This window comes from Streptomyces nanshensis (genome assembly GCF_001751255.1).
GTDB classification, from domain to species: Bacteria; Actinomycetota; Actinomycetes; order Streptomycetales; family Streptomycetaceae; genus Streptomyces; species Streptomyces nanshensis_A.
Window position 1 is genome coordinate 1 of record NZ_LJGW01000338.1, and the last position, 13,002, is coordinate 13,002.

A 13,002-nucleotide genomic window follows, 5' to 3' on the forward strand; every position below is an offset into this window, starting at 1 on the left:
TGCGGGCGGCCCCGTCCGCGGCGGAGGTGCGCGGTGCGTCCGGGGGCAGCGCCCGCGAGCCGCGCAGGGGAAGGCGTCCGGCGGTCCGCCGCAGGTCGCCTATCCGGTGCGTACGGCCGTCGACGCGCAGCAGCGCACCCGGAGCGAAGGGACGCAGCTCCAGCGCGGCCAGGGCCGGCAGCCGGCGGAACTCGGGCCAGTCGCCGCACAGCAGCCGTCCGCCGTGGTCGAGCAGATAGCCGTCGACGTTCTCCGTGGCCATGCGGCCGCCGACGCGGGAGGAGGTCTCCAGCACCGTGACCGTCAGCCCCGCGTCCGTGAGATGGTGCGCGGCGGCCAGACCCGCCAGGCCCGCGCCGACGATGACGACGTCGGCGTCCGGGGTCCGTGTACGACCGGAGCGTGCTGCTTCGCTGGAGCGCACGATGCCTCCCGTGGTCGGCGCGCGGTGCGGGGCCGTGCTGTCTCCGTACTGCCCTCTCCGGCGCTGGTGAACCGTGAGGATCCGGACTCTACGCAGGCGCCCCGTCGCGGTCAGTGGCACACGGGCAGAGCACGGGCGCACAGCGGTCGCACACCGCTTCGATCAGGCCGCCGGCCCGGCATGCGGGCAGCCCTCGCCGCCCTCGGCCGTGCCGTCAGCGCAGTGCGGCGCGTACCGCGTCCTCGATGCCGGGAAACGCAAAACCGAACCCGGACTCCAGCAGCCGCTTCGGCACCACGCGCTGGCTGCCCAGCACGTCCTTGGAGAACTCGCCGAGCGCCGCGCGCAGCACCGGCGCCGGTACGGGGAAGAGCGTGGGGCGGTGCAGCACCCGGCCCATGGCGGCGGTGACCTCGCGGTTGGTGACGGGCTCGGGCGCGGTGAGGTTGAACGGACCGGACAGATCGTCCCGGTCCAGCAGATGACGCAGCGCGGCGATGTGGTCGTGCAGCGCGATATGGCTCCAGTACTGGTCGCCGCTGCCCATGCGGCCGCCGACACCCGCACGGAAGATGCGGAACAGCGGCCCCCATGCCCCGCCGTCGCGCGCGACGACCAGACCGGTGCGGGCGAAGACCGTACGGATCCCGGCCTCCTGCGCGGCGGCGGCCGCCTCCTCCCACTCCTGGCAGACGCCGGCGAGGAAGTCGTCGCCGGGCGGCGCGCTCTCGTCGACGGCGCGGGTGCCGGTGTCGCCGTAGTAGCCGATGGCGGAGCCGACGATCAGCGTGCGGGGCGGCTCGTCGAGCGAGGCGAGGGCGTCGGCGATCGCGGCGGTGCCCAGCACACGGCTGTCGCGGATCTCCTTCTTGTACGCGGGAGTCCAGCGCCGGTCCCCGACGCCCGCCCCCGCGAGATGGACGACGGCGTCGCACCCGGCGAGCCCCGCGGTGTCCACGTACTGGCCTTTCGGGTCCCACATCACCTCGGAGGGCGGCGGCCCGCCCGCCGGTCCGCGGCCCGCGCTCTCGTAACGCCTGGCGTCCTGGGCGGCGCGCCGTACGAGACGCACGATGTCGTGCCCGTCCGCACGCAGCGAGCGGGAGAGAGCCGTGCCGATGAGCCCGGTGGAACCGGTGACCGCGATACGCATGGGGTCATCCTGCCGTCAACGTCCCTCCCGTTGAAACGCCCCGCACGGGGCGGCTGTTGAGAAGGGGTGACGGGGCGGCGGATCCGACCGGTGCGGGGTACGCGCGGGGCGCGGTGCGGGGCATCGCACGCGTGTCAGCCGCGGAAGCGGTCCCAGAGTTTGGGGAGGCGTTCGGCGAGCGCGGTGTCGTCCTCCAGGTTGAGGGAGACGCCGGTCGGGTCCTCGGGCGGCTCGGGCAGGCCGAGGTCGGGCATCACGATGCCCGTCAACTGCTCGTACGCCTCGTCCGCGGCGTAGCCGAGATCCTCCGCGTCGCCGTCGAGTTCCTCGTCGAAGCCTTCGAGGACGTCGGCGAGGGAGTCCGCGTCGTGCGCCGCGCTCTCGAAGACCTCGCGGCCCTGGCCGATGAGCCAGCAGCGGAACGCGTCGAAGGCGTCGTCGCTGACGCCGTCCAGCAGGATCCAGGCGGCGGCCCACAAGTCCCACTGGTTCGCGCGGTTGTAGCGGGACTCGAAGTGGCGGGCGAAGAACGTCACGGCGTCCGGATCGAGACGCGTCAGCCGCTCGATGAGCAGGTCTGCCTGCTCCTCGGGGTCGCCCTCGGCGTCCTCGCGGGTGGAATCGATCAGCGCCCAGAACTCGGTCTCGTCCATCACGAACACAGCATCCGCCTCTTACCCGCCGGACGCACGTGGACTCTCTCGGATGCCGCCTTGTCGTTACCGGGGCGCGTCAACGTCTCAATGTGCGTTTGGTGTGACCATCCGATGCGTCGGATGTGGCGGCGGGTCCGTACGGGCCGCGCGTCCGGTCCGTGTCCGGTCCGCGTCCGGTCGGTGTCTGGTCTGCGTCCGCCCTCGTACGCGACGTGCACCCGCCGCGCAAAGCAGGACAGCGGATGTCGTCATTCGGTGCGAGCGTGCGGCGGGTGGTCCGTGCACCGTACGGACCGGACGTGAGAGGGAGGACGAACGGTGAGTACGACACGAGCGCTGGCGGGCAGGGTCGCGCTGGTCGCGGGCGCGACGCGGGGATCGGGCCGGGCGATGGCCGTGGCGCTGGGGGCCGCGGGCGCGACCGTCTATGTGACGGGACGGACCACACGGGAGCACGTCAGCGAGGTCGGCCGGGCGAGCGAGACGATCGAGGGCACCGCCGAGCTGATCGCCGGGGCGGGCGGCACCGGCGTCGCCGTACCCGCCGACCATCTGGAACCGGAGCAGGTGCGCGGCGTCGTCGAGCGCATCGACCGCGAACAGGGCCGTCTCGACGTCCTCGTCAACGACATCTGGGGCGGCGACCACCTCGTGGAGTGGGACAGGAAGATGTGGGAGCACGACCTGGAGAAGGGTCTGCGGATCCTGCGGCTGGGCGTCGAGAGCCACATCGTCACCAGCCGGTACGCGGTCCCGCTGCTCGTCCGGCGGCCGGGCGGGCTGGTCGTCGAAGTGACCGACGGCACCGAGGAGTTCAACGGTCAGCACTACCGCAGGCCCTTCTACTACGACCTGGCCAAGTACGCGCCGCTGCGGATGGCCCGCGCTCTGGCCGAGGAGCTGCCGGAGCACGGGGCGACCGCCGTGTGCCTCACGCCCGGCTGGCTGCGCTCCGAGGCGATGCTCGACACGCACTTCGAGGTCACGGAGGAGAACTGGCGCGACGGCGCCGCACGGGACCCGCACTTCGCGATCTCCGAGTCGCCCGTCCTGGTCGGGCGGGCCGTGGCGGCGCTCGCCGCCGACCCCAACGTGGCCCGGTTCAACCAGAGTTCGCTCTCCAGCGGCGGGCTCGCACGCGAGTACGGCTTCACCGACGCCGACGGCTCGGCGCCCGACGCCTGGCGCTACATCGCCGAGGTGCAGGAGGCGGGCAGGCCCGCGGATGTGACCGGCTACCGCTGATCCGGGGGCGCGCCGGCGTCCGCCGCGGGCCCGTAGTGCGCGGCCATGCGCCGCGCCGCCTCCGCGAACCGGGCGCGCAGCGCGGGCGGTTCGAGCACCTCGCACTCCGGGCCGAGGGCGAGGAGCTGGGTGTGGGCGACGTCGAGGGACTCCACGGCGAGGACGACGGTGACCCGGCCGCCGGTCCCGCCGTGCCTCTCGCCGTCGCCCGTCTCCTCCGCCGTGCCCGTCTCTTCCCCTGTCTCTTCTGTCTCTTCTGCCGTGCCCGGATCCTCCGCCGTCGTAAGCGCCTCCGCCGTCGTCAGCGCCTCCTCCGCCGCCCGCGCGTCGGTCACATACCGCAGCCTCCGCGTGCCTGCGGGCGTCAGCCGGAGCACGACCCTGTCCCGCAGGATCGACCGCGCGAACGCCGCGGAGCGCTCCTCCCAGAAGGCCGGCAGGTCGAACTCCTCGTCCCGTACGAAGCGTTGGCCTGTCTCCTCGACGCCGCTGACCCGGTCGGCCCGGTACACCCGGAGGTCGCCGCTCTCCCGTACACGTGCCGCCAGATACCACACCCCCGCCTTCAGCACGAGGCCGTACGGCTCCACCTCCCTCCCCCTGGGCCTTGCGGCCCGGGAGGTACCCCCAACCTCGGTCTCCCGGCGCCGGTAGCGCATCCGCACCACGCGGTCGTCCCACACCCCGTCGGCCAGCGCGGGCAGATGCGGCGGCGGCTCCTGCGGCGGCTGCCACCAGCCGGGAGCGTCCAGATGGAAGCGCTGGGCGGCCGAGCGGTGGGCGTCGCTCAGCTCGGGGAGCAGCGCGGCCGAGACCTTCAGCCGTGCCGCCGACGCCGCGTCCGCGAGGCCCATCTCCCGCAGCGCGCGCGGCACTCCGGACAGGAACAGCGCCTCGGCCTCGCTGCGCGCTATGCCCGTCAGCCGGGTGCGGTAGCCGCCGACGAGCCGGTAGCCGCCGCTGCGGCCGCGGTCTGCGTAGACGGGGACGCCCGCCTCGGAGAGGGCCAGTACGTCGCGGGAGACCGTACGTTCGGAGACCTCCAGCTCGGCGGCGAGTTCGGCGCCCGTCATGGCACGCCGGGTCTGGAGCAGAAGCACCATCTTGATCAGCCGGGCCGCGCGCATGCGAGCATTCTGCGCCGCGCCGCCCGGCTCGTGAACCGCCGCGGTGCCGGGGGCGGACGGCGGGGGACGCGGTGCCGGGTACGGGCCGTCCATGACGTGTGCGCGGCGCCCGCCCGTCGGCCACGGGTGAGCGCCGCGCACACGGTCAACTCCGGGGTCAGGCCAGGCCGTACGCCTCCGCCGCCCGCTGCACCGTCTCGTGCTTGACCTCGCCCCGGCGCGCGAGCTGCGCTAGGGCCGCCACGACCACCGACTCGGCGTCGACGCCGAAGTGGCGGCGTACCGCCTCCCGCGTCCCGGAGAGCCCGAAGCCGTCCGTGCCCAGCGACGTCCAGTCCTGCGGCACCCACTGGCTGATCTGGTCCGGCACGGCGCGCATCCAGTCGCTGACCGCGAGCACCGGGCCCGGTGCGTCCTCCAGCACGCGCGTGACGTACGGCGTGCGCTCCTCGCCCCGCAGGCGCGCGGCGTCGCACTCCAGCGCGTCCCGGCGCAGTTCGCTCCAGGAGGTCGCCGACCACACGTCCGCGGTCACGCCCCACTCCTCGCTCAGCATCCGCTGCGCGTCCAGCGCCCAGTGGATCGCCGTGCCGCTGGCCAGCAGTTGGGTGCGGGGAGCGCCCGGCTCCGCCGCCTCGCCCTCGGCGAAGCGGTAGAGGCCCTTGAGGATGCCCTCCTCGACGTCCTCGCCCGCGGGCTGCGGCGGCTGCACCTTCGGCTCGTTGTAGACCGTGAGGTAGTAGAGGACGTCCTCGTTGCGGGACGGATCGGGCCCGTACATCCGGCGCAGCCCGTCCCTGACGACGGCGCCGACCTCGAAGGCGAACGCCGGGTCGTACGTGATCACCGCCGGGTTCGTCGAGGCCAGCAGCGGCGAGTGCCCGTCGGCGTGCTGAAGCCCCTCGCCGGTCATCGTCGTACGGCCCGCGGTGGCGCCGATGACGAAGCCGCGGCCCAACTGGTCGGCCAGCGCCCAGAACTGGTCGCCGGTGCGCTGGAAGCCGAACATCGAGTAGAAGATGTAGAAGGGGATCATCGGCTCGCCGTGCGTCGCGTACGACGTCGCCGCCGCGGTGAAGTCCGCGAGCGAACCGGCCTCCGTGATGCCCTCGTTGAGGATCTGGCCGTCCGCCGACTCCTTGTAGTAGAGGAGCTGGTCGCGGTCGACCGGGTCGTAACCCTGCCCGAGCGGCGAGTAGATGCCGGCGGACGGGAAGAGCGACTCCATCCCGAAAGTGCGCGCCTCGTCGGGCACCACGGGCACCCACCGCCTGCCGGTCTCCTTCTCCCGCATCAGGTCCTTCACCAGCCGTACGAACGCCATGGTCGTGGCGATCTCCTGGCTGCCCGACCCCTTCTTCAGCGACTCGAAGGGTTTCGCGGACGGCTCGGGCAGGGCGACGGGGTGCACCTTGCGCGCGGGCGCGGGACCGCCGAGTGCGGCCCGCCGCTCCTGGAGGTAGCGCACCTCCGGGGAGTCCGGGCCCGGGTGCGCGTACGGCACCAGCTCGTCGTCCAACTCGCTGTCCGGGATGGGGAGTTCGAGGAGGTCGCGCATCGCGCGGAACTCCTTGCCGGTCAGCTTCTTCATCTGGTGGTTGGCGTTGCGTGACTCGAAGCCCGGGCCCAGCGTCCAGCCCTTGACGGTCTGGGCGAGGATCACGGTCGGCGCGCCCTTGTGCTCGACGGCCGCCTTGTACGCCGCGTAGACCTTGTGCGGCTCGTGGCCCGCGCGCGAGGTGTGGAAACAGGCCGTGATCTTCGCGTCCGACAGCAGCTTCGCCATCTCGGCGAGCGCCGGGTCGGCGCCGAAGAAGTGCTCCCTGATGTAGGCGGCGTCGCGGGTCGCGTACGTCTGGAACTGCGCGTCGGGCACCTCGCGCAGCCGCCGTACGAGCGCGCCGGTGACGTCGAGCTGGAACAGCTCGTCCCATGCGGCGCCCCACAGGGACTTGACCACGTTCCAGCCGGCGGCGCGGAACTGGGCCTCCAGCTCCTGCACGATCTTGAAGTTGGCGCGTACGGGCCCGTCGAGGCGCTGCAGATTGCAGTTCACGACGAACGTGAGGTTGTCGAGCTGCTCGCGCCCCGCCAGGGCGAGCGCGGCGGTGGACTCCGGCTCGTCCATCTCACCGTCGCCGAGGAACGCCCAGACGTGGGAGGACGAGGTGTCCTTGATGCCGCGGTGCGTGAGATAGCGGTTGAACCGCGCCTGGTAGACGGCGTTGATCGGGCCGATGCCCATCGAGACCGTGGGGAACTCCCACAGCCAGGGCAGCCGGCGCGGATGCGGGTAGGAGGGCAGCCCGTGGCCGCCCCCGGCGCCGTCCGGGGCCGCCGTCTCCTGGCGGAAGCGGTCGAGGTCGGCCTCGGTGAGGCGGCCGTCGAGGAAGGCGCGGGCGTAGACGCCGGGGGAGGCGTGGCCCTGGATGTAGAGCTGGTCGCCCGAACCGCCGGAAGCCGCGTCGTCCTTGCCGCGGAAGAAGTGCTGGAAGCCCGTCTCGTACAGCCACGCGGCGCTCGCGAACGTCGCGATGTGGCCGCCGAGTCCGAAGCGGCTGCCGCGGGTGACCATGGCGGCGGCGTTCCAGCGGTTCCAGGCGGTGACGCGGGACTCCATCGCCGGGTCGCCGGGGAAGTCCGGCTCGGCCGCGGTCGGGATCGTGTTGACGTAGTCCGTCTCCAGCGGACGCAGATCGCTGCGCGAGGCGTGCTCCAGCACACGCCGCATCAGGTACGCGGCCCGCTCGGGCCCGGCGTTCTCGATGACGGCGTCCAGCGACTCCCGCCACTCTGCGGTCTCCTGCGGGTCGCGGTCCTGGAGCTGGTCGAGCTCGCTCGGACGGTTGCGTACGGGGTGGGGCATGGTGGCCACCTTCCGGACGGGACGGACGGGGGTGAGGGGAGGCGCGGACTGCTGCGGGCGCGGGGGCTCCGCCGGGCGCGGGGCCCTCCGCGGTGCGGGACTCCCTGACGGGCAGGACAGGGTGAGCCCAGCAGTTGGACTGTACGCCCGCGATCGATGATCGATCAAAGCTTCCCGTGAAATTGGCATTCCGTGCCTCGGAAGTCGGCACGCAGTGTCGGGCGGTGAGGGGGCGCGGGGAGGGGCGGGATCGGGCGGGCTATGGGCCCGTCGTCGTATGGCATAGGAAGTGCCATACTTGCGCCCATGGACGACGACGCGGACCTCACCCCGGGCGCCGGCCCGAGCAGCGGCATCTCCGTCACCCTCAGCGCCGGCACGCTGCGGGCGATCCGTGAGCGCGTCGGCCGCCGGGGCGTCTCCGGATATCTGGAGCGTGCGGCACAGCGGCAGATCGAGCGGGAGAACCTGGACGAGCTCGTCGCCGAGTTCGACGACACCCACGGCCCGGCCGACCCGGAGGCCGTGGCGGCCAAGCGTGCCAAGCTCACCGCCCCCGCGTCCGAGCCCGGGACCGCCGCGTGAGCGGAGTCCTCCTCCTCGACAGCGAGGGGCTGGCCAAGGCTGTTCAGCGGGACTGCGAGGTGCACGAGTGGCTCACGGCGGCTCGCGACGCGGACCTTCCGGTCGTCACATCCGCCGCCGTCCTCGTCGAGGCGATCCACCCGAGGATCGATGACGCCGCGCTGAAGTGGACGCTCTCCCGGCTGCGCGTCGAGCCGGTCACGCAGGACGTCGCGCGGTCCGCGGCGGCGCTGTTGCGGGACGCGGGTCTGCACGGGCACAAGTACGCCATCGACGCCATGGTGTGCGCGACCGCCCTCGCGCAGCGGGGCCGTGTGACGATCCTGACCTCGGACGTGCAGGACCTCGGACTGCTGACAGCGGAACACCCCCGAGTGGTCGCCGAAAAGGTCTGATCGCCGGCGACCGACGGGGCAAGTCCCAGGCGCGCAGCCGGAGTTCAGAGGGCGAACAGCCGGGCCGCGTTGTCGTGGCAGACCGCGCGGAGCCAGTCACGGCCGAGGCCGGTGGCCTCCAGGCAGCGCAGCGCCTCCGCGTACGTGTACGGGATGTTGGGGAAGTCCGTGCCGAGCAGGACGCGGTCGCCCAGCGCCGCCAGCCGCGGCAGCGCCTCCCGCGGGAAGGGCATCGCCGCCTCGGCGAACGGCGTGAAGGCCATCGTCGTGTCCAGCATGACCTTCTCGTAGCGCTCGGCCAGGCCGAGGAACTCCTCGTACTCCGGCATCCCCAGGTGCGCGACGATCAGCGGCAGCCGCGGATGGCGGGCGAGCAGGGAGGCGATCGGCCCGGGCCCGGTGTGGGCGCCGGGCGCCGGGCCCGAGCCGCAGTGGGTGACGACGGGGATCTGGGCCTCGGCCAGGGTCCCCCAGACGTCCTTCAGCGTGGGGTCGTTGGGGTCGTACGCCCCGACCTGGAGGTGGCTCTTGAAGACCCGGGCGCCCTGGTCGATCGCGTGCGCCACGTCGTCCGCGGCGCACGGCTCGGCGAAGAACGTCGCCGTGTGCAGACAGTCCGGCGTCCGTGCGGCGAAATCGGCGGCCCAGTCGTTGAGCCAGCGTGCCATGCCGGGCTTGTGCGGATAGAGCATCGAGGTGAAGGCCGAGACGCCGAACTCCCGCAGCAGCGCGAGGCGTTGCTCCTCCTCGTAGCGGTACTCGATCGGCCAGGGCCGGCCGACGAGCGGGCCGCCCGAGTCGAAGTACGCCCACACCTTCTCCAGCACCCGCCGCGGCATGAAGTGGGTGTGGACGTCGATGAGGGTGTCCAGCCCCACCGAGCGCCGGAACGCCGCGACGTCGGCCGCCTCCTCCTCCACTGCCGCCACTCGTGCCGCCCTCCTGGCCGTCGCCGAACTGCCGTTTCCCGGCCAGGAGATCACGCCGGGCGGGGCGCGGGGAAGCGCGGGCGGTCGCCGCTCAGGCCCCGCTCAGGCCGCCGGGCCGCTCTCGCGGGGAGCCGGGGCGCAGCCCAGGACGTGGGCCTTGACCAGGTCGGCGATACGGGGATCGCGGCGGCGGAAGGCCTCCATGACCGCCTCGTGCTCCTCCGCGTACGACTGCTGGACGGTCCCCAGCCACCGGATCGACAGCGCCGTCCACACGCCGATGCCCAGCGACTCCCAGGTGTGCAGCAGCACGCTGTTGCCCGCCGCCCGTACCAGCTCGCGGTGGAAGGCGACCGTGTGCCGCACCTGTGCCTCGCCGTCGCCCGCGCGGTCCGCCTCGTACAGCGCGGCCACATGCGGTTCCAGCGCGGACGCGTCGCCCGCCAGGCGCGGTGCCGCCAGCTCCGCCGCGATCTGCTCCAGCCCGGCGCGTACGGGGTAGATCTCCTCCAGGTCGGCCGCCGACAACTGCCGTACCCGTACGCCCTTGTTGGTCGCCGACTCGATGAGCCGCAGCGTCTCCAGTTCGCGCAGCGCCTCGCGCACCGGGGTCTGGCTGACCTCCAGCTCCACCGCGATCCGCCGCTCGACGATCCGTTCGCCGGGCTTCCACCGCCCGCTGACGATGCCGTCCACGATGTGCTCGCGGATCTGCTCGCGCAGCGAGTGGGCGAGCGGCCGGGAGGGGGACGGTGTCGAGGTCACGGGCGGCTTCCTTCTTCCGGCTGCTGCGGGCTGCGGTCCGGCTGCGGCGGGCCCGGGAGCCGGGGCTCCGGGGCTCAGGGGATCCCGGCGGGGCGGTACTCCGACGATACGGCCCCGTAGGGTACGGGCGCGTTCCGGATCCCCGTCGGGCAGGGTGGCGGCGAGCGCCGGGGCGGCCGGGTCCGGGCTTCCGGTACGCGAGCAGAGCGACGAGGGCCGGCGAGCGATCCGGCCAGGGATCCGGTGAGGGACCCGGCGAGGGACAAGCGGCGGAGCCGGTGCTGCGCGCGCCACGTCCGAGCAGATCCGCGCCGGGCCCGTGGCACAGGTGTCCGGATCGAAATCACCGTCGTGACCTGGCTGTTGAAGCTCCTGCTTCAACACCGTGGCCGCCGCGGTGTTTGTCCGTCACAGTCCCGCCTACAGGGCGTACCTCCGCCCTGGCACCGGGGGACAGCAAGGAGGGCGGGGAGTGCGATCCCCGTCTGCGTCTGTGCGGACGGCCGCGCCGGGAACGGCAGGCAACTCCGGCCAGCCGCCGTCCGGATCAGTGCCCCCGCCTGGTCGCAACCGCAGGCGGGGGCCTTGCTGCACGCCCGCGTACGGGGCCGGTGCACCGGCTCGACACCCCGCGCGCGACGCGATGTCGACCTCCCGGGGGCGCCCCGACCCCGTACCGTCCGCCGTGCTCAGTCCCGTCCCGGATCCGGTTCGTCCGCCCGCTGCCGCAGTAACGCACCGCCGGTCGGCGTGAGTTGGTGGAAGACGCTGTTGGCGTGCCGGTGGCTGACGAGCAGTCCCGAGTCGCGCAGCACCGCCGCGTGCTGGCTCGCCGCCGAGGGGGAGACGCCGGCCTGGCGGGCGAGTTCGGTGGTGTTGGGCACCGTGGCCGCCGCCCGCAGCACCGCCGCCCGCGTGCTGCCCAGCAGCTTCTCCAGCGCGTCGCCGGACGCGGGGGCCTCCCCGGCCCCGTACGGCGTGGACATCCACCCGGGATCGTGGTCGAGGGGATAGAGGATCGTGGGCGGGAGTTCGGGATCGGCCAGCGGCACCGGCCGGTTCCACAGGAACTGGGAGGGCACCAGCAGCAGCCCCCGCCCCTGGAGGTACAGATCGCGGTCGACCGGGTGCGAGGGGATCTCCAGCACCGGCGGACGCCAGCGCATCGCGGGCCGGAAACTTGTCAACAGGCCCTGCTCGCCGCCCACTCCACCGGTGTGCAGGGCCCGTACGCGCACCGCGCGGTCGGCGGCGGCACGGCGGCGTATCGCGGGCCAGTAGGGCTTCAGCGCCCGTTCGTGATAGCGGGCGATCATCTGCCCGAGCCGGCGGCGGGCGTGCGGTGCCGCGTCCGTCAGCTCCTGCGCCCAGCTCGGCGCCCCCACACGCTCGTGCAGGATGCCCAGTTCGTAGGAGATGCGCTCGCGCGGCGTGGCGACGACCGCCTCGATGCCCTCCTCCAGACCGAGCAGACCCTCGGGCGGTGTGAGGAAGTCGGGGAAGTAGCTGGCGTCGGGCACCAGCGGCAGCAGTTGCCGTACGTCGTCCGTGCACCCGTGGCGGCGCAGCTCGGCGCGCACCCGGCGGCGCCAGTCCGCGAACGGCAGCCTCCCGTAGCGGGCCCGCAGCATGTGCAGGCTGAAGACCGTCTCCCACAGCGGGTCGGGACCCTCGGCGACGTGTGTACGCGCGAGGTCCGTACCGGTGAAGTGGATGCGCAGCATGGGGAGTTCTCCGGTGTCCGAGCCGGGCCCCGATCGTAGACGCGGACGCCGGGGCGCCGGGGGCGTTTCGGACACGGGGACGGACACGGACACGGGGGGCCGCGGCGCGCGGCCCGTCCCCCGTGGAGGCGCGAAGTCCCAGGGTTCTCCAACACGCCCCGGACGCAGGGCAGTCGGCGCCCGCCGCGTTCCCGTCCGTACGTCCGTCCGTACGGATACGCGTACGGACGACGACGGCCCCGCAGCGGGCAGCCGGAGCTGTCCGTGCGGGGCCGTGTACGACCTCTACGACCTCGTGCGGCCGTTCAGCGGTGGGTCACAGACCCAGTTCGCCTTCGAACTCGCCTGCTTCCAGGCGGGCCTTGACGTCGCCGAGATACCGCGCCGCGTCCGCCCCGTCGACCAACTGGTGGTCGTAGGAGAGGGTCAGATAGACCATGTCGCGGATGGCGATCGTCTCGCCCAGCTCGGGGTGGTCGACGACGATCGGACGGCGGACCGTCGCACCGATGCCGAGCTCCGCGACCTGCGGGTAGTTCACGATCACCGTGTCGAACAGCGCACCGCGCGAACCGGTGTTGCTGATCGTGAACGTGCCGCCGGACATGTCGTCCGGGCCCAGACCGCCTTCGCGGACCTTCTTCGCCAGCTCCGCCGTCTTACGGGCGATCCCGGCGAGGTTGAGGTTCCCGGCCTCCTTGATGACCGGGACCATCAGGCCCTTCTCGGAGTCCACCGCGATGCCGATGTTCTCGACGTCGTGGTAGGTGATCGTGCCGTCGTCGTTGAGGCGGGCGTTGACCGACGGGTGGGCCTTGAGGGCCTCCGCCGCGGCCTGCACGAAGAACGGCATCGGGGAGAGCTTGACGCCCTCGCGCGCCGCGAAGGCGTCCTTGGCGCGGGTGCGCAGCCGCATCACGCGCGTCACGTCGACCTCGACGACCGTGGAGAGCTGCGCCTGGTTGTGCAGCGCCTTCATCATGTTCTCCGCGATCACCTTGCGGATGCGCGGCATCTTGACGGTCTGGCCGCGCAGCGGAGAGGGCTCCAGCTTCGGCGACTTGGGACCCGTCGCGGCGGGCGCCGCGGCGGCCGGTGCCGCAGCGGCGGCGGACCGGGCGGCCTGCGCCGCG

At 72.9% G+C, this 13,002-nt stretch carries 12 protein-coding genes; 3 read left to right on the plus strand and 9 right to left on the minus strand.

Annotated elements, in window-relative coordinates; translation table 11 throughout:
* The 3 genes from AN218_RS20080 to AN218_RS20090 form a co-directional block, all read right to left on the minus strand.
* On the minus strand, positions 1-424 hold a 424-nt coding region (locus tag AN218_RS20080), incomplete at its 3' end, for an FAD-dependent oxidoreductase (RefSeq protein ID WP_244900551.1).
* Positions 425-638: 214 nt separating this feature from the next.
* The gene (locus AN218_RS20085) at positions 639-1,577 is read right to left on the minus strand and encodes a TIGR01777 family oxidoreductase (protein WP_070018285.1); all 939 of its coding nucleotides are present in this window, start codon (positions 1,575-1,577) and stop codon (positions 639-641) included.
* Positions 1,578-1,711: 134 nt separating this feature from the next.
* The gene (locus AN218_RS20090) at positions 1,712-2,230 is read right to left on the minus strand and encodes a DUF4240 domain-containing protein (protein ID WP_070018306.1); all 519 of its coding nucleotides are present in this window, start codon (positions 2,228-2,230) and stop codon (positions 1,712-1,714) included.
* 321 nt (positions 2,231-2,551) lie between these two features.
* On the opposite strand from AN218_RS20090, the gene AN218_RS20095 reads away from it, so the two are divergent.
* Entirely contained in the window at positions 2,552-3,478 is a 927-nt protein-coding gene (locus tag AN218_RS20095; RefSeq protein ID WP_070018286.1) for an SDR family oxidoreductase, read from the plus strand.
* Here AN218_RS20095 and AN218_RS20100 read toward each other — a convergent pair.
* Together AN218_RS20100 and aceE are read right to left on the minus strand one after the other, a co-directional pair.
* On the minus strand, positions 3,469-4,605 hold the full coding sequence (locus tag AN218_RS20100) for a helix-turn-helix transcriptional regulator (protein ID WP_070018287.1): 1,137 nt from the start codon (positions 4,603-4,605) through the stop codon (positions 3,469-3,471). The two genes, AN218_RS20095 and AN218_RS20100, sit on opposite strands and share 10 nt — an antisense overlap.
* 157 nt (positions 4,606-4,762) lie before the next feature.
* A complete protein-coding gene (gene aceE, locus AN218_RS20105; RefSeq protein ID WP_070018288.1) occupies positions 4,763-7,471 on the minus strand; it encodes a pyruvate dehydrogenase (acetyl-transferring), homodimeric type in 2,709 nt (902 codons plus the stop codon).
* Between the two features lie 306 nt (positions 7,472-7,777).
* Here aceE and AN218_RS20110 point away from each other — a divergent pair, with 306 nt between their 5' ends.
* Both AN218_RS20110 and AN218_RS20115 read left to right on the plus strand, forming a co-directional pair.
* Complete coding sequence (locus tag AN218_RS20110; RefSeq protein ID WP_070018289.1) at positions 7,778-8,056, plus strand: hypothetical protein; 279 nt, start codon at positions 7,778-7,780, stop codon at positions 8,054-8,056.
* A complete protein-coding gene (locus AN218_RS20115; RefSeq protein ID WP_070018290.1) occupies positions 8,053-8,451 on the plus strand; it encodes a PIN domain-containing protein in 399 nt (132 codons plus the stop codon). Before AN218_RS20110 ends, AN218_RS20115 begins: the two co-directional genes overlap by 4 nt.
* Before the next feature lie 44 nt (positions 8,452-8,495).
* Here the strand turns inward: AN218_RS20115 and AN218_RS20120 are convergent, their stop codons facing one another.
* From AN218_RS20120 to AN218_RS20135, 4 genes are all read right to left on the minus strand, one after another.
* A complete protein-coding gene (locus AN218_RS20120) occupies positions 8,496-9,371 on the minus strand; it encodes an amidohydrolase family protein (RefSeq protein ID WP_079132376.1) in 876 nt (291 codons plus the stop codon).
* A 111-nt stretch (positions 9,372-9,482) separates the two neighbouring features.
* Positions 9,483-10,145, minus strand: a complete 663-nt coding sequence (locus AN218_RS20125) for a GntR family transcriptional regulator (protein WP_070018292.1) — start codon at positions 10,143-10,145, stop codon at positions 9,483-9,485.
* Between the two features lie 689 nt (positions 10,146-10,834).
* The gene (locus AN218_RS20130) at positions 10,835-11,869 is read right to left on the minus strand and encodes an ArsR/SmtB family transcription factor (protein WP_070018293.1); all 1,035 of its coding nucleotides are present in this window, start codon (positions 11,867-11,869) and stop codon (positions 10,835-10,837) included.
* Positions 11,870-12,185: 316 nt separating this feature from the next.
* Positions 12,186-13,002: 2-oxo acid dehydrogenase subunit E2 (locus AN218_RS20135; RefSeq protein ID WP_171908730.1), on the minus strand; the 817-nt coding region annotated here is incomplete at its 5' end.

Excerpts from the sequence above, each read along its gene's own strand:
- AN218_RS20090 (WP_070018306.1), bottom strand. The coding sequence starts at position 2,230 with ATGGACGAGACCGAGTTCTGGGCGCTGATCGATTCCACCCGCGAGGAC.
- AN218_RS20085 (WP_070018285.1), bottom strand. The coding sequence starts at position 1,577 with ATGCGTATCGCGGTCACCGGTTCCACCGGGCTCATCGGCACGGCTCTC.
- AN218_RS20110 (WP_070018289.1), top strand. The coding sequence starts at position 7,778 with ATGGACGACGACGCGGACCTCACCCCGGGCGCCGGCCCGAGCAGCGGC.
- AN218_RS20130 (WP_070018293.1), bottom strand. The coding sequence starts at position 11,869 with ATGCTGCGCATCCACTTCACCGGTACGGACCTCGCGCGTACACACGTC.
- AN218_RS20100 (WP_070018287.1), bottom strand. The coding sequence starts at position 4,605 with ATGCGCGCGGCCCGGCTGATCAAGATGGTGCTTCTGCTCCAGACCCGG.
- aceE (WP_070018288.1), bottom strand. The coding sequence starts at position 7,471 with ATGCCCCACCCCGTACGCAACCGTCCGAGCGAGCTCGACCAGCTCCAG.